Genomic DNA, 17,049 nt, shown 5'->3' with positions numbered 1-17,049 from the left:
AAACAGTTCCTTCTATCATTTTCTTTAGCTTCCTACTGCTGAGTCTCATCGTCGCTGCCTTCATCGGGGTTTCCACCGCTTCCGTCACTTACATACAGTTTGACCGTAGAACCGATATCAACAGAGGTTCCTTCTCCCGGCTCTACCGAGATAACGGTTCCGGAAGGTTGATCACTGGTCTGTGTCACTTCCTCATAGAAAAGTCCTCTTGCCGAAAGTGCACTGATTGCATCGGCCAGACCTTTACCGGTTACAGACGGAACCTTCACCTGATCAGCCGGTTTCTTCCCTTTGCTGACCACATAGCTTACCGATGTACCGGAGCTCACCTTACTTCCCGGTGTCACGGACTGGGAAATGATGAGGCCTGCTTCATACTTGTCACTGTACTGCTCACTGCTGCCACCATCTTCAAGACCTGCACTTGCAAGCAGTTTCTGTGCCTCAGATACGGTCTTGCCCCTCAGGTCCGGAACATCCTTCTTCTGGGCGCCCTTGCTGACGATCAGTGTGATCTTGGTATCAACCGTCACTTTTTCTCCTGCTGCCGGATTCGTTCCGATCACCACACCATTTTCCCACTTGTCACTGTATTCAGAATCCACTGAAAAATCTGTGAATCCCTGTGCCTTCAGCGTCTTCTTTGCCGCATCTTCATCCATTCCCTCGACGCTCTCAATCGTAACTTCCTTCTCTCCTGAACTGATCACGACCTCGATCACGGTCTTCTTTGCAACCTTTTCGCCGGCTTCAATACTCTGCCGGATCACTGTATTCTCCGGATATTTATCCGAATTCTCCTTGCTCACTACTTCCATCACGAGATTATGCTTACTGCACATCTCATCAGCCACTTCTTTATTCTCGCCAACCAGCTTTGGAACCTCAATATTCTTACTATCCGTTTCCACTGCTTCTGTTCCCGGTCCGAATTTAAATACACCGGCCGCTTTGCCGATCACGAAGATCAGAATGAAAACAATGATCACAGCGACTACGATCGTGAGGATCTTCATCATCTTATTCATTCTTGGATTGACATCATTGCTCCTGCTGCCCTTCCGGCTTCTGTATTTCTCTTCTTCCTCGTCATCGTACCCATCATCATCATAATCATCACCGTACGATTCGTCTTCTTCGCCGTATTCGTCATCGTAGGACTCTTCATCATACTCGTCATAACCACGTCCGTTCCGGATACGCCCCATCTCTTCCTGGGAGATCATGACGGTGTTGCCGTCATCATAGGCCTGCCCCATATCCACAAACCTGCCGTCCGGATCCACCAGCGCCCGCTTCAGATCCTGAATCAGAAGACTGATATTCTGATATCTTCTCTCCGGGCTCTTCTGCGTACATTTTAAAATGATTTTTTCAAGAGCAGGCGAAACACTTGGCACAATCTCAGAAGGAGGCGTCATCGTTTCCTGAAGATGCTTCATGGCCACCGCCACGGTAGAATCCCCGTCAAACGGGACTTTTCCGGTTGCCATCTCATACATCGTAATACCGACTGAATATATGTCGCTCTTCGCATCACAGAAGCCGCCACGTGCCTGTTCCGGTGAAACATAATGTACCGATCCCATCGCACTGGAAGTGACGGTATGAGAAGATACTGCCTTTGCAATACCAAAATCAGTTACTTTTACCTTTCCTTCTTTGGAAATAATGATATTCTGCGGTTTGATATCCCGATGAATGATCTCATGCTTGTGTGCCGCTTCAATTCCGGTACACATCTGGATCGAAATACTGAGAACCTCTTTGTTGGACAGCCTTCCTTTTTTCTGTATATATTCTTTTAATGTAATTCCTTCCACCAGCTCCATTACCATATAGTAAAGTCCCCGGTCTTCACCCACATCATAAACATTGACAATATTCGGATTCTGAAGTCCTGCCGCAGCCTGAGCTTCCGAGCGGAATTTCCTTACAAAATTCTCATCTTCTCTATACTCTTTCTTCAATACCTTGATCGCCACATACCGGTTCAGCATGCAGTCGCGTCCCTTGTAAACATCCGCCATACCGCCAGCGCCGATCTTACTCAGCACCTCGTAGCGGTTGCTCAGGAAAATACCATCTTTTACCATATACTCACCTCATTAGAAAATGGCTGTGCCAAAACGACACCGATATTGTCCTTTCCCCCATTTTCATTGGCGCGGTCGATCAAAGTGCGCCCCGCCTCAACAATATCTCTTGCCCCCTTAATAATTGCAAAAATCTCTTCATCATCCACCATATTGCATAGTCCATCGGTACACATAAGAATCGTGTCTCCCTTTTTCAGGCTGAATTCAAAGAAATCCGCCTCCACGTTCTCCTTCACACCAATTGCTCTTGTGATGATGTTCTTATCCGGATGGTTCCTTGCCTCTTCTTCATTAATCCCGCCAAGTCTTACCATCTCTTCAACCAGAGAATGATCTCTGGATAACTGTCTGATATCTTTGTTGATCAAATACAGACGGCTGTCACCAACGTTAACAAAGTAAAGTGTATGATCGATCACCGTCGCCACAACGAGCGTAGTTCCCATACCTTCCAGTTTGATATCCTTGCCCGCCGCTTCAATCAACTTGTGATTCGCTGTCTGTACAGCATCAAGCAACACTTCCTCCGGTCCTTCTTTTAATGTATGCTTCAGTTCCTCCTCCAGAACCTCCACCGTATATTTGGAAGCAAAATCTCCCGCTTTATGTCCACCCATTCCGTCTGCCACAACCAGAAGATTCGGCAGTACTCCAAGCGGCTCATCAGTAGCAAACACATAATCCTGATTAATTTCGCGTTTTCTTCCCACGTCTGTCATGGAAAATATCTTCATAATCATACTCCTCGCATTGTCTTACGTCTCAACTGTCCACATGCCCCGTCTATATCAGAGCCCATTTCTCTTCTTATAGTAACATTTATCCCGCTTTTTTCAAGCTTATTTTTAAATTTCGCGGCACTTTTTTTATCCGGTTTCTCGTAATTTCGCTCCTTGATCGGATTCACCGGAATCAGATTCAAATGGCAGTTTCTATCCTTCAAAATCCGGATCAGTTCGCCTGCGTCTTCTTCCGTATCATTAACTCCGTGAACCAGGCTGTATTCAAATGTGATCCTTCGCCCGGTTTTCCGAAAATAATCGTCACATGCCCTCAGTACTTCTTCCAAATCATATTTATTTGCCACCGGCATCAGACTTTTCCTCTTTTCCTGCGTAGAGCCGTGCAGGGAAAGAGCCAGTGTGATCTGAAGTTTCTCATCCGCGAGCCGGTAAATATTCGGCACAATTCCGCAAGTTGAAGCAGTGATATTTCTTTGACTGATATTTAATCCATGTTCATCACTAATCATATGAATAAACTTCAGGAAATTGTCATAATTATCCAGCGGTTCTCCCGTTCCCATGATAACAATATTGGAAACTCTCTCCCCGCTGATCTTCTGAATCTGGTAAATCTGGCGCAGCATTTCCGAAGGTGTCAGATTCCTCTCCAGGCCATCCAGCGTAGACGCGCAGAAACGGCATCCCATACGGCATCCCACCTGTGACGAAATACAGACAGAATTCCCGTGCTTATATTTCATCAGCACGCTCTCCACCATGTTGCCATCCTGCAGGCAGAAAAGGAACTTGTTTGTCCCATCGATTTTCGAGATCTGTCGCCGCACCATCTCCACTTTTCGGATCTCATAATTCTGATCCAGCTTTTCTCTGAGTGAAAGCGATAAATTCGTCATCTCATCAAAGCGATCTGCAAGCTTTTTGTGAAGCCACTCGTAAATCTGACCGGCGCGAAACGGTTTTTCCCCAATCTCTTTCATCTCATTTTTCAATTCATCCAGCGTGAACGAAGCAATATCCTTTTTTGATTGTAGCATTTCTTCCATTCTACTGTCCTCCCGCCCTGCGTTTCAGCACGGCAATATAGAATCCGTCCGTTTCTCTGGACGGGAAAATCTGCTTTTCATTTTCCAACGAATATTCCGGAAAACATTCCAGAAACCATCTCGTATTTTCTTCATTTTCTGACCGCCAGATCGTGCAGGTACTGTAGACCAGCGTCCCTCCCGGCTTCACATAATCATGAACCGCAGCCAGAATTTCTCTCTGCAACTCTGCGAGCTCCTTCTCCTGTTCCGGTGTCATCTTATACTTCAGATCTGTTTTCTTTCCGAGAACTCCGAGACCGGAACACGGCAGATCAGCGATCAGGACATCCGCTTTCAGTGCCGATGCAGCATCGTACACCGTTGCATCCTGCTGAATAGCTTCAACATTTTCAAATCCCATACGGCAGATATTTTCCCGGATCAGTTCCACCTTATTCTCCGTCAGATCCCGCGCCTCCACGTGTCCGCTTCCTTCCAGAAGCTGTGCTGCATGAAGGGCTTTCCCTCCGGGAGCCGCACACACATCGATCACGTAATCACCATTCTTGATCCCGGCACTTTCTGCCACCAGGATCGAAGCAGCATCCTGCACCTGAAATGCTCCGTTTCGAAAGCTCTCGAGCGCTCCGAGATAATCATATCCGGAAATCAAGAGTGCAGAGGCGACCTGTGAATGTTCTTCCACTGTCACCCCTTCTTCTTCCAACTTCTTTTTCAGTTCCGCTCGTGACATTCTATTTTCATTCACCCGGATCGTTGTCGGACGTTCCAGATAGAAACTCTGCAGAATCTGCTCGGTCTGTTCCTTTCCATAATCAGCCAGCCACTGTTCCACGATCCATAGCGGCATCGAATATTTTATCGAAAAGTATTCCGCTGTGTTATTCTCATCTGGATATGAAATTTTCTCCAGATTTCTCGCAATGTTGCGAAGCACGCCATTTACAAATCCCTTCAAGCTCTTGAATCCCTTTTTTACCGCCAGGTTGACCGCTTCATTGCACGCCGCACTTGTAGGCACCTGATCCATATATTCCATCTGGTAAACCGCACACCTTAAAAGATTACGGATAACCGGTTTCATCTTATCAGTTTTAACTTTTGAAAACTGATTGATAATATAATCCAGTTCTATCCTTCTCTCCGTCGTCCCCTCACACAATCTGGTGAGGAAGGCACGTTCCTGTTTTCCCAGATACTGATACTTTTCCAGCACCTGTCTAAGCGCGATATGACTCTTTTCGCCGCGTTCTATCTCCAGCAGAACCGCCAGCGCAAGCTCTCTTTCACTGATTTCTTTAGTCATCGTTTCTTCGTCCTCTCGTAAGGATCAATAAACGCAGAAGCTGCAGGATCGCAGATGCTGCGCTTGCCACATAAGTGAGCGCCGCTGCGCGAAGTACCGATCTTGCCTTACCTGCCTCATCCGGATACAACATCCCTGTCCCTTCCAGAATATTCATTGCTCTTCTGGAAGCATTGATTTCAACCGGAAGCGTAACGATCTGGAACAGTACAGCCGCAGAGAACAGCAGTATTCCGATATTGATCAGAAAAGCCGCCATATCCCCGCGCATAAACAGGCCGACAATGATCAGAGGCCATGAAATACTGGATCCGAAATTTGCCACCGGCACCAACGCCCCCCGGATACTCAAAGGTGCATAATGGGTCGCGTGCTGAATGGCATGTCCGCATTCATGGGCAGCTACCCCTAAAGCTGCAACCGATGTGGAACCATACGTAGAATCAGAAAGTCTGAGTACCTTATTGGACGGATCATAGTGATCGGTCAATTTTCCTGAAACTCGTTCCACACGGACGTCGTAAATCCCAGACTGTCTAAGAATCTGTTGGGCAGCCATTGCCCCGGTGATCCCCGCATGGTTCCTTACGCGGCTGAATTTTGCATAAGTCGAATTCACTTTCGCAGAAGCGGCCATACAAAGAACCACTCCGATCAAAACAAGTACATAGGTTGAATCAAAATACATTGGATAATACACACTAATTCCTCCTTATCCCAAATGCTCCCCCACTTTTACCTGATACCCTCTTAAAAAGGCATCTGCTTCCATCCGCTTTTTCCCCGGAATCTGAAGCGCACGCACGCGCAGCTGACCGTCTCCGGTCTGCACGGCAAAATCATCTTTCGTCACATCCGTAATCGTGCCCGGAGCTTTTTCTGTATTTTCTCCCGGTACCGCGTCTGCTTCCCAGATCTTCATCGTTTTCCCATTCCAGTCTGTATAGGCGCTCGGCCACGGATTCAGTCCCCGGATCAGCCGTTCAATCTCAACCGCGGACTGTTCCCAGTTGATATCACCCAGCTTTTTATCCAGCATTCTTGCGTATTCCGTCGGACTCTCCCCCTGTTTCTGTGGCGTCAAGTCCCCTTGGACCAATTTGTCCAGTGTATGAACACAGAGCTTTGCCCCTGCCTCGGCAAGCTTGTCGTGCAGGCTGCCCCCGGTTTCTTTCTCATCCAGAATAATCTCGGTCTTTTCCAGCATGTCTCCGGTATCAAGACCTTCATCCATCTGCATGGTCGTCACACCGGATATTTTTTCTCCCCGGATGACAGCCCACTGGATCGGCGCTGCTCCCCGATAGCTCGGGAGCAAGGATGCATGAACATTGATACACCCATATGGGGTCATTTCCAGAATTTCTTTCGGCAAAATCTGTCCAAATGCGATTACAACACAGACATCCGCCTGATATTTCTTTAGCTCTTCCACACACTCGGGATCACGCACTTTTTTCGGCTGGAATACCGGAATCCCGTGTCTCAGCGCACATTCCTTCACAGGTGTGAACTGCATTTCCTTTCCTCGTCCCTTCGGCTTGTCCGGCTGTGTGACCGCAAGAACCACTTCATGACCGGCCTCGACCAGCGCCTCCAGTGTCCCGACCGAAAAATCAGGAGTTCCCATAAATATAATTCTCATTTCAATCCTCCTTCTTTTCATCGAATGATACAAGTTTCCTATTCTTCTTCATAATTCGTATCGTGCAGCTCTCCCTCAACCTTTTCCACATAAAGGTGCCCATCCAGATGATCCAGTTCATGGCAGATTGCTCTCGCCAGAAGTTCCTCACCTTCAATGATATACTCTTCCATGTTTTCATTAAGTGCCCGTGCCTTCACATAATTCGGTCTGGTTACCACACCGGCTTTTCCCGGAACACTTAAGCATCCTTCTTCTCCGGTCTGCTCTCCGGAAGTCTCCAGAATCTCCGGATTAATCATCACGATCGGTCCTTCTCCTACATCGATCACGACGATTCGTTTCAGAATTCCCACCTGCGGTGCCGCAAGTCCCACTCCGGCTGCCTGGTACATTGTGTCCAACATATCCTCGATCAGGATCCTTGTCCGAAGTGTCATCTTCGGGACTTCCTTACAAACCTTTGTTAATACGTCATCTCCCATTTCTCTGATTGTTCTGATTGCCATTTTACATCCTCCACTTCTCATTAAAATACGTTCATCGGGTCAAAATCGAACTGAATCCTCATCTTTGCAAATCCACTGTTGACCTCAATATATTGTTCCATTTTATTTTTAATTCCAACCAGCACATTGCCAGATTCATCCTTAATATACAGCACTCTGCGGTACACATCTTTCACTTTTCCCACATAAGGACTGGCGGGGCCGATAATCTTAGAACGGGTTCCTCTGGACACACGGAGCGCATACTCCTTCAGATAATGTGCACCTTTTTCCAGAAGTGCTTCATCTTCACCGGAAAGCAATACCGCCAGCAGATGTTCTGCCGGTGGATACCCCATGAGTTCCCGGTAATTCATCTCTTCCTCATAGAATGCTCTGTAATCCTGCCTGGCCGCAGTCTGGATGCTGTAATGATCCGGACTATAAGTCTGGATCACGACTTCCCCTTTTTTGTGTCCTCTTCCGGCTCTTCCCGCCGCCTGCGTGAGCAGTTCAAAGGTTCGCTCCGCCGAACGGTAATCGTCCGAATACAGAGACATATCTGCCGCCAGAATACCCACAAGAGTAACGTTGGGAAAATCATGTCCTTTCACGATCATCTGCGTGCCGATCAAGATATCTGCCTCTTCTCCGGCAAATGCCGACAGAATCTTCTCATGTCCTTCCTTGCTGCGGGTGGTATCCAGATCCATTCTGAGCACCCTTGCTTCCGGAAATTCCCGTTTCACCAGTTCCTCGATCTGCTGCGTACCTGCGCGGAAACCACCGATATGGGGCGACCCGCAGGAAGGACATACCTTTACCTGTGCCCGCTCGTACCCGCAATAATGGCAGACCATCCTGCCGTTTTTATGAATTGCAAGTGAAACATCACAATGAGGACATTTTACTACATATCCGCAAGACCTGCAAGAAAGGAATCCTGCATATCCTCTCCGATTCAGGAAAAGCATTATCTGCTCTCCTTTTTTCAGCCGGTCCTCCATCAGGCTGTGCAGCCGGTCGCTGAGAATGGACCGGTTTCCTGCCGACATTTCCTCACGCATATCCACCACATCCACCGTCGGAAGCAGACTTCCTTCTGTCCGGCCGGGAAGCTCCAGCATACGATACTTTCCTTTCCGACATCGGTAAAATGCTTCCAGTGACGGAGTGGCCGAACCAAGCACGACACTTGCTCCTTCCAGCCTTGCTCGCTCTTCCGCAGTCTCTCTGGCATGATACCGGGGAACCTGTTCACTTTTGTAAGCCGACTCATGCTCCTCATCGATCACGATCAGGCCAAGATCGGGAAATGGTGTGAAAAGGGCTGATCTCGGTCCGATCATCACATCCAGTTCCCCATTCTTCGCACGCATCATCTGGTCATACCGCTCCCCCGGCGAAAGTCGGGAATTCATGATCGAAACCCTGCTTCCGAACCGGCGGCAGAACCGCATGACGGTCTGATACGTCAGTGCGATCTCCGGAATCAGCACGATTGCCTGCCTGCCGCCAGCTACCACTTCCCGGATCATTTCCATATATACTTCTGTCTTCCCGCTTCCCGTGATCCCGTACAGCAGATAGGTGTGATAATCCTTTTTCCGGTAATCTTCCCGGAATGTCTCAATGGCTGCCTTCTGCGCCTCTGTGTACACAACGGTCTTTTCTTCCCTCTCCGTCTTCTTGACCGGATTTCGGTAGATCTGCTCTGAATAGACTTCCAGTACATTCTGTTTCTCCAACGCGCGCACTACTTCCTGTGTGATATTCAGTTTTTTCATGACTAGCGACGCATCAATTTCTTCATCATCCAGAAGTGCCTCCATCAGCCGTGCTCTCGCCTTCTGATTCTTGTGCCGGTATTCCTCCAGCCTCGCACGTCCCTCCTCCACAGAAATCAGCCTTCTTATGATCCTCTGTTGTTTGGCTTTTTCTGTTTTCTTGATTGGCAGAACCGTCCGAAGTGCCTGAATCATGGTCCCTCCATACTGTTCCTTCATCCAGGCCGCAAGTTCTACAAGATGCGATTCAATTGCTACACTTTTCTCTGCAGGTCTTAGTATTTCTTTCATCTTATCCGGTTCATAGTCACATGTTTCTGAAAAACCAACCACATATCCATGCCTTTCATGATTTCCTCTTCCAAAAGGAACCACGACTTCCATACCGACATGCAGAACTTGTTCCAGCCATTCCGGTACCCGATATTGGAAGATCCGATCCAGTTTTTCATTTGTAATATCTATGATAATATCTGCATACATCCTATTTTTCTTCACTTTCTGTCTGATGTCTTTTTTTGATTGCTTCGAGCACAAGTTCCCTGTCATCCATATGATACCGCATCGAACCGATTTCCTGATAGGACTCATGTCCCTTTCCGGCAATGACAAGGATATCTCCCGGTTCCGCCATGGAAATTGCCAGCGAAACCGCTTTTTTCCGGTCTTCTTCTACCAGATACATTCCCTTTGTCATTTCCATCCCTTCTAGAATCTCCCGAATGATCTGCATCGGTTCTTCCTCCCGGGGATTATCTGACGTGATGATCGTCATATCCGCCAGCCGTCCTGCCACTTTTCCCATCTCCAGTCTGCGTGAGGCAGCCCTTTCTCCTCCACACCCGAATACCAGCAGGATTCTTCCGGGCTGATACACTTTCAGCGTCGTAAGCACACACTGGAGACTCATCGCATTGTGCGCATAATCTATATAGCAAGCGATGTTTTTTTCAACGAGGATTCTCTCCATTCTTCCTTTTACATGCGCTTTTCTAAGCGTCTCTGCTGCCTGGCTGATATCAAGATCCAGGCACCGGATTGCCTGAAGCGCTGCCAGCGCATTATAGACATTAAACATTCCCGGCATCTCCATAGTAAATTCTGTCCCATCCGCCGTAAATCTGCTCACAGGGCCCTCTTCTTCCATTCCAAACGAAATTCCGGATGCAGCAAGTATATGATCTCCGCCGTCCCGCATTGTGGTGAAACCATATTTTCTGCAGGTTGCTCTTTTAAACATAAATCCGCAATTCCGGTCGTCCAGATTGCCGATTCCAATCCTGCAATGACGAAACAGACAAGATTTATAATACCGATATTCCGCAATACTTGCGTGCTCATGCGCTCCCACATGATCTTCTCCAAAATTGGTAAAAATACCAATTTCAAATTCAATTCCTTCGATCCGTTTCCACTTGATTCCCTGCGAAGATACTTCCATGACTGCATATTCGCATCCCATTTCTACCATTTTATCAAAATACTGGTGAATGGTAAAGGATTCATACGTTGTATTCTTCTCCGGGATCTGCATTTCTCCGATCACGGTCCCGATCGTGCCCATCAGCGCCGCCCGATGTCCGAGTGCCTCCAGCATCTGAAAAATCAGGCTGGCAACTGTCGTTTTCCCCTTGGTTCCGGTCACACCAATTACCTTCAGCTTTCTGGCCGGATATTGAAAATACGCAGCGCTGATATAAGCCAATGCTTCCCTCGTGTCCTTCACAAGGAGAACCGCCATCCCCTCAGGAATATGCAGAATTTCTTTATCCAGCACCAGCTTCTCTACAAGAACTGCCACGGCGCCTCTTATGCGTGCCTCACTGATATGCCGGTGGCCGTCATCCCTGCTCCCCGCCAGACATACAAACAGTTCTCCCTCTTTCGTCTCTCTGGAATCATAAGAGATTCCGGTAATCTCAATCTCTGCAAGCGGGCATGGGGCCCTAAGCACCGCATATTCCAATTGTCCTGTCAGATTTACAAGCTTCATACAAAACCTCTTTTCTAACAAACCTTCGCCCCTTGTGTTTCTGCTTCCAATTTGCTATACTTCTATCAGCAGGACATACTGTCCTTTTGTTATGGAGGTTTTTATGTTGCACATGTATGGGTGTCCGATTCACCTAGGGGTTGGTGACACCGGACTGATTCGAAGTCTTGCGTACTTAAACGCACATTATCCTAATTTACAGTTTCCTCTCATCCCGGAAATCAAGAAAGAGGAAGAGGGGCTGCTTCAGCTCAAAAATCTGAACAGCGTCGCTGCCACTTGCGAGAGCATTGCTTCCTATGGATATGAGGTACTTTCCAAAGGGGATACCCCACTTTTTATCGCAGGAGATCACAGCGCGGCCATGGGCTCCGTCTCCGCTTCCAGTGTATATACCCGCCGTACCTCAGGCGGCGATACCGGCCTTCTCTGGATTGACGCCCATCCGGACATCAATACGGATGAGACAACTGTAACCGGCAATATTCACGGCATGCCGGTTGCCGCACTGCTTGGTATGGGCGAGAAACGTCTGACCCATTTTCTGGACGAACAACCGAAACTAAAACCTGAAAATATCATCATGATCGGGCTTCGCGACATCGATCCGCCGGAGAAAGTTTTTCTGGATCAGCTTCACATACGCTATTATACATGGGGCGCGGTTCGTGCCAAGGGTCTTTCCCAGTGTCTGACCGAAATAATCGGCCGATTTTCGCACCTGTCCGCTGTTCATATCAGTTTTGACATTGATTCCATGGATCCAGAACTGATTCCGGGCGTATCCGTACCGGTTCCCGGTGGATTCAATCAGGCGGAAGTTATGGAAATGTTCCGCACACTTCTGCCTGCACTTCCCGTGATCGCATGTGATATTGTAGAATTCAATGTGGCGCACGACAAGATGGACCGAACCGCCGATTTCGTCTCCGAACTGGTTTCTCTGATTCACGAACTGTATGAGAGTTCTGCAGATTTCCGTTCTTTCTAAAATGATACCGACAGTGCTCTATACTTATATTATATGACAGGATCGAAGGATTGCTACGCATTTTAAAATAGGAAGTGCTTAGAAAGGCACTTCCTGTTTTTACTAATGCGTTTTATCATACTCTGCAAGCAGTTCTTTTACATACTGTACATCTGATTTACAATCCAGATATTCACATCCGTATTTTTGACGCGTCTCATTTCCCTTCCCGGTGATCAGAAGGATTGTCTTTCCTTCCGCTTCATCCATCGCGGCCTTGATTGCCTCTCCCCTGTTCTCGATCATAACATACGGACAGTTCTGCGCTTCTACATACTGCGCAATGTCTTTGGAAATGTCTTCCACCGGTTCGTATCCCGGATCCTCCGCCGTCAAATATACTTTCTTCGAATACTGCCCAGCAACCGTTCCAAGGTCCCTTCTTCGAATGTAGGCTTTCTTGCCCGGACAGCCAAAAATAGAAACGATCGCATAGTCCGGATACTCATCCTTCGTAGAAGAGAACAACTTTTCAAAACTGAGTTTGTTGTGTGCATAATCCACGACTGCAATCAGCTTCTTATCCTTGCTCGCATACAGTTCCATTCGTCCGCTGGATCTTGCACGGTAAAGTCCACTGTGCATATACTCCTTCGGAATACCGAGCAGTATGGATGCCGCGATTACGGCAAGCGCATTTTCCACATTGAAAAGTCCCGGCATAGTCAGACGGAATTCTTCATCAAACTCTGCTGTTTTTACCATAAATACGATCTCATGACCGTCTTTCTGAATGTCATACCCGTAAACATCCGCCTCCGGATTCCTAGTGCTAAATGTCAGCACCCGCTCACTTGCCTTTGACGCTTCCAGTATCCGGTCAGCGAAATCCGCATCCAGATTGACCACTGCGTTCTTTGCCTTTGCAAATATTTTAAGCTTAGAAGCAAAATAGTCTTCAAAATCAGGATGTTCGATCGGACTGATATGATCTTCGGAAATATTAAGAAATATCCCCACATCCAGCATCATATTATCAACACGGTTATATTTCAGCGCCTGAGAGGATACCTCCATCTCCACATAAGAAATTCCGCTCTCAACAGCATGACGGAAATGCTCCTGCAATTCCACCGCCTCCGGCGTCGTAATATGTGATTCTTTCTTGATCACGCCATCATAAATATCAATCGAAGAAATGACCGCACTTTCTTTTCCACCGGTTGCTTCCATGTAATCATCCACAATTGCTTTCATGTAATATGCAGAAGTGGATTTTCCCTTTGTTCCGCCTATTCCCACGATATTGAGTGATTTCCACGGCGCATTGTTGAACTTCTCCGCAAGATACGGCATTGCTTTTCTGATATCGTCAACCAGGAAATACGGCACATCTACTTCCGTATCATATTTCACCTCGCTCACATAAGCCACCGCCCCCTTCCGGATCGCGGCGTCGAGATATTCCGCTTTAAATGCGGCGCCTTTGCAGATGAATAATGTTCCTTCCACAACTTCTCTCGAGTCATAGGTCAGGTATTCAATCTGTGCATCTTCTTTTCCACAGGAATAAAATTCCTTCATCATCCGCGCATTCTGAAGAAGCTGCGCGTAAGCTTCCAATGTATATTTCTTCATCTGTAGCCTCTCCTTCCAGTTCTCCTTCGCCTATCTGATCTGAGCTCCCGAGCGGAGGATAGACTCCGTTACCAGAACATCCATAGCATCGAGACAGTTGACAGGTACCTGATAGTATTCTTTAAAAACAGAGATCTCTGTACATGCCAGAATAACAGCATCACATCCCTGTTCCATCAGATCGTTATATGCACAGTCAAATTTCGCCCTGTCTCCGGTCTTACCGCCTTTAATATCATCGTAGATCAGTGACATAACCTCCCGCTGCGCATCGCTCCGCGGCGAAACAGCCGCAATGCCGCGACGTTCGCATGCGCGATAATAGGTGCCTGCCTGCAAGGTGCCGTCTGTTCCCATAATACCGATCTTCTTCACATCCGGATGCTGTTCCGTCACATAGCGTACGCTTTCTTCCACCATGTTGATGATCGGAACCTTCGTCGCCGCCTGGATCTCTTTCAGGAAATAGTGGGAAGTATTGCAGGGAATTGCAATGTTCGCAACCCCAAGCTTCTCCAGATCACGGGCATCTTTCGTAATCGCCTTCAGAAATTCCTCTTTGTGTCCGGTAAGAATTGCCTTCGTTCTGTCCGGCATCGTAGCATGACTTAAGATCACCATGTCAATATGCTCCTGGTCACTTGCCGCCTTGGTTCTTGCTATGACCCTCGCATAGAAAAAGCTTGTCGCTTCCGGCCCCATTCCGCCGATCACTCCTAATTTCTTCACCATACGCATCTCCCCTGTCCGTTTTATTAATTCTGTCCGCTTCTATTCGGATTATTAACTGTAATACTTTTTAAACTTCACAAAGTGACTCAGATGTGTCTTCGCCATCGCAAGGAAACGTCTTGGCTTCAAATCTCCTCTCATGAAAACCGGATTTACCATTTTCTTCTCTTTAATCAGCTTTCTGAGTTTTGCTTTGTTCGCCTCTTCTTTCACATATTTAAATGCGACTGCTTTCGGAACAACCATCCAGAGATGTTCATCTTTGGCCAGTTTAAGCTTTAATTCTTTGCCGTAAACATATTCTTCAACAATATATTTTGCCACATTGAATCCGGATCCCGTCACATAATAATTACTTCTTCCCTGCCGTGTATTGATCTCAAAGAACTTAAATTTGCCGTCTCTTTTGTCGTACTTGATATCAAAATTGGAGAATCCAACATAATGCAGGTCTTCCAGAAGATTCTTCACTTTCATCATCAGTTCTTCATTCGGCTCCGTAATGATCACCGCATGATTTCCCAGGCCGTGCGGAGTATGCTCCTCCAGAAGAACGTGTCCCAGACACATCATCTTCACTTTTCCGTTCCGATCCGAATAGGAAGTCAATACATACATGTATTCATCATTTCCCGGAATCATATCCTGGATAATCAGCTTATCTGTATAGCCGGCACCATAGATCTGACCAATCACGCGCTCCAACTCTTCCCTGTCTTTGATCGTATAGACTTTATTCTGTGTTTCAAACTCATGCTCCCAATACTGGATACTATCCGATGGTTTCAGAATCACCGGAAACTGGAAATTCATCTCAAAATCCATTCCCATGGATGCATCGTAAATCAAAGTGCCCGGATAATCCACCCCGTGCTTTTCACAGAGCTTATAGAATGTCTCTTTCTGCTGCAGGCTGTTCATCAGTTCAAAATCAATGTACGGAGCAATGATATTGTCAGCAAGCTCGCTCTTATGCTTACTGATCAAAGCCACATAACTGTCCCCACATCCGATCAGGACAATCTTTTTATCCGCATGTTTTTTTGCAAAATGATTAACCGTCTTAAGGAAATAATCATCGGTATCGATCTTCGGGTTCGGATGATATTCGATGATCTTACTGTTATAGCTTGGTCCCGTTGGGAATTTTCCGAATATATATGTCTTTACCCGGTATTGTTCATAAAAAGCACGCGCAACACTGTATGTGTTGATATCGCCCCCCAAAAGTACCGGGATAAATTCTTTGTCTTGAAATTTCATGATTTGAAAAACTGCTCCTTCCTGATTGATACATATCACTTGATTATAACGCAGGCGAAGTACCAGTGTCAAGGAATGACCTTCTATTTGTCACATCCATCACCGTCACTTCGCCTCTTTTTTCGCCAGATCACTTGCCTTTACAACGGCATCCTTCCCGTAGCGTTTGCAAATGCTCTCCATTGCAGTATTCAATTTCTTATGCTTTTCAGACAGCTTCGCTCTTTTCGTCTGTTCTGCAACAAACTCTGCATCGAACATACTAATCTGTTCCGGCTGTCCGCTATCCGTAAGCTTAGACGATCGGATACCGAGAAGCCGGATCGGTTCTCCACTCCAGAGTTCGTCAAACAGCCGGCAGGCCTCCTCGTATATCACCTGATCTTCATCAGATGGGCGCGCAAGCTGTTTTTGATGGGATACACTCTGGAACGTCGCGTATTTAATCTCCGTGCTCACCATGCTTGCTTTCTTGCCGGCTTTGCGCAGTCTTCTTCCCACACTCTGTGCGAGTTCGTAAAGCACCTTCACTGCCGCTTCGCGGGTAACTGCATCCTGCGGTAACGTCGTAGAATTTCCGATTCCTTTTGCCGCGGTCTCCTCAGACTGTACGGAAGAGTCATCCATTCCGTTCGCAAATTCCCAGAGCATACGTCCATGACTCTTCAAATGCAATTCCAGAATTGAAGGATCCGTCTGTGCCAGATCTCCAATCGTGGAAATTTCCAGTTTTTGCAGCGTTTCCACACTTGCTCTGCCTGCCATAAAGAGATCCTGCACCGGAAGCGGCCACATCTTCACACGGATCTCTTCCGGAAATAAAGTATGGACCCGGTTTGGTTTTTCAAAATCCGATGCCATCTTTGCCAACAGTTTGTTGCTGGAAATTCCGATATTCACCGTAAATCCAAACATCTCATATATTTTGTCCTTAATTTCAAAAGCGGCCGCCACCGGAGAAGCATATTTTCCTGCAATTCCGGTGAAGTCCATATAGCATTCATCCACACTGACCTGTTCGATCTCCTTCGTGTATCCTCGCAGGAATTCCATCAGTTTTTCGCTATAATTATGGTATAGTTTATGATCCGGCGGCTCCATATGAAGATTCGGACATTTCCGCATGGCATTTGCTACCGGTTCCCCGGTGCGGATTCCGAACTTCTTCGCCGGAATGGATTTTGCCAGAACAACACCATGGCGGGACTTCTGATCCCCGCCAATAATCGCCGGTATCGTACGAAGATCAAGCGCCGCCCCATTTTTCAGTTGATCCACAGCCGTCCAGCTTAAATATGCAGAATTCACATCAATATGAAAAATAATCGGACGCATG

Annotated in this window: 14 protein-coding genes; 1 reads left to right on the top strand and 13 read right to left on the bottom strand. The window is 47.2% G+C overall.

Annotated elements, in window-relative coordinates:
* Nucleotides 1–32: 32 nt before the first annotated feature.
* Genes pknB through ACTNA4_RS08880 form a run of 9 tightly spaced genes read right to left on the bottom strand, consistent with a single transcriptional unit; the run spans nucleotide 33 to nucleotide 11,110 of the window.
* Complete coding sequence (pknB, locus tag ACTNA4_RS08920) at nucleotides 33–2,096, bottom strand: Stk1 family PASTA domain-containing Ser/Thr kinase (RefSeq protein WP_441018494.1); 2,064 nt, start codon at nucleotides 2,094–2,096, stop codon at nucleotides 33–35.
* Entirely contained in the window at nucleotides 2,090–2,833 is a 744-nt protein-coding gene (locus tag ACTNA4_RS08915) for a Stp1/IreP family PP2C-type Ser/Thr phosphatase (RefSeq protein WP_427808262.1), read from the bottom strand. Before ACTNA4_RS08915 ends, pknB begins: the two co-directional genes overlap by 7 nt.
* Nucleotides 2,834–2,835: 2 nt before the next feature.
* Entirely contained in the window at nucleotides 2,836–3,879 is a 1,044-nt protein-coding gene (gene rlmN, locus ACTNA4_RS08910; RefSeq protein ID WP_427808286.1) for a 23S rRNA (adenine(2503)-C(2))-methyltransferase RlmN, read from the bottom strand.
* 10 nt (nucleotides 3,880–3,889) lie between these two features.
* Nucleotides 3,890–5,197, bottom strand: a complete 1,308-nt coding sequence (gene rsmB / locus ACTNA4_RS08905) for a 16S rRNA (cytosine(967)-C(5))-methyltransferase RsmB (protein ID WP_427808260.1) — start codon at nucleotides 5,195–5,197, stop codon at nucleotides 3,890–3,892.
* Nucleotides 5,190–5,885: a zinc metallopeptidase gene (locus ACTNA4_RS08900; RefSeq protein WP_427808284.1), complete on the bottom strand. Its 696-nt coding sequence runs from the start codon at nucleotides 5,883–5,885 to the stop codon at nucleotides 5,190–5,192. The genes rsmB and ACTNA4_RS08900 overlap by 8 nt, the downstream gene beginning before the upstream one ends.
* A gap of 24 nt (nucleotides 5,886–5,909) precedes the next feature.
* A complete protein-coding gene (gene fmt / locus ACTNA4_RS08895; RefSeq protein ID WP_427808258.1) occupies nucleotides 5,910–6,842 on the bottom strand; it encodes a methionyl-tRNA formyltransferase in 933 nt (310 codons plus the stop codon).
* A gap of 38 nt (nucleotides 6,843–6,880) precedes the next feature.
* Complete coding sequence (def, locus tag ACTNA4_RS08890) at nucleotides 6,881–7,351, bottom strand: peptide deformylase (protein ID WP_427808256.1); 471 nt, start codon at nucleotides 7,349–7,351, stop codon at nucleotides 6,881–6,883.
* A 20-nt stretch (nucleotides 7,352–7,371) separates the two neighbouring features.
* Nucleotides 7,372–9,600, bottom strand: a complete 2,229-nt coding sequence (gene priA / locus ACTNA4_RS08885; protein ID WP_441018510.1) for a replication restart helicase PriA — start codon at nucleotides 9,598–9,600, stop codon at nucleotides 7,372–7,374.
* Nucleotide 9,601: 1 nt separating this feature from the next.
* Complete coding sequence (locus tag ACTNA4_RS08880; RefSeq protein WP_441018492.1) at nucleotides 9,602–11,110, bottom strand: UDP-N-acetylmuramoyl-L-alanyl-D-glutamate--2,6-diaminopimelate ligase; 1,509 nt, start codon at nucleotides 11,108–11,110, stop codon at nucleotides 9,602–9,604.
* A gap of 103 nt (nucleotides 11,111–11,213) precedes the next feature.
* On the opposite strand from ACTNA4_RS08880, the gene ACTNA4_RS08875 reads away from it, so the two are divergent.
* Nucleotides 11,214–12,101 carry an arginase gene (locus tag ACTNA4_RS08875; RefSeq protein ID WP_427820389.1) on the top strand — a complete coding sequence of 296 codons (888 nt, stop codon included), beginning with the start codon at nucleotides 11,214–11,216 and terminating at the stop codon, nucleotides 12,099–12,101.
* Between the two features lie 102 nt (nucleotides 12,102–12,203).
* On the opposite strand, the gene ACTNA4_RS08870 is transcribed toward ACTNA4_RS08875, so the two are convergent.
* The 4 genes from ACTNA4_RS08870 to ACTNA4_RS08855 all read right to left on the bottom strand — a co-directional run bounded on the left by ACTNA4_RS08870 (nucleotide 12,204) and on the right by ACTNA4_RS08855 (nucleotide 17,048).
* Nucleotides 12,204–13,718: a Mur ligase family protein gene (locus tag ACTNA4_RS08870; RefSeq protein ID WP_427820388.1), complete on the bottom strand. Its 1,515-nt coding sequence runs from the start codon at nucleotides 13,716–13,718 to the stop codon at nucleotides 12,204–12,206.
* A gap of 30 nt (nucleotides 13,719–13,748) precedes the next feature.
* The gene (locus ACTNA4_RS08865) at nucleotides 13,749–14,450 is read right to left on the bottom strand and encodes an aspartate/glutamate racemase family protein (RefSeq protein WP_427808246.1); all 702 of its coding nucleotides are present in this window, start codon (nucleotides 14,448–14,450) and stop codon (nucleotides 13,749–13,751) included.
* A 51-nt stretch (nucleotides 14,451–14,501) separates the two neighbouring features.
* The gene (locus tag ACTNA4_RS08860) at nucleotides 14,502–15,713 is read right to left on the bottom strand and encodes an ATP-grasp domain-containing protein (protein WP_427808244.1); all 1,212 of its coding nucleotides are present in this window, start codon (nucleotides 15,711–15,713) and stop codon (nucleotides 14,502–14,504) included.
* Between the two features lie 105 nt (nucleotides 15,714–15,818).
* Nucleotides 15,819–17,048: a DNA polymerase Y family protein gene (locus ACTNA4_RS08855; protein ID WP_441018490.1), complete on the bottom strand. Its 1,230-nt coding sequence runs from the start codon at nucleotides 17,046–17,048 to the stop codon at nucleotides 15,819–15,821.
* Nucleotide 17,049 lies beyond the last annotated feature (1 nt).

The sequence above is a fragment of the Bariatricus sp. HCP28S3_A7 genome (assembly GCF_052066375.1).
Lineage (GTDB): Bacteria > Bacillota > Clostridia > Lachnospirales > Lachnospiraceae > Allocoprococcus.
Note: the sequence above shows the minus strand (reverse complement) of the source record. Positions and strands in the feature narration are given on the sequence as shown.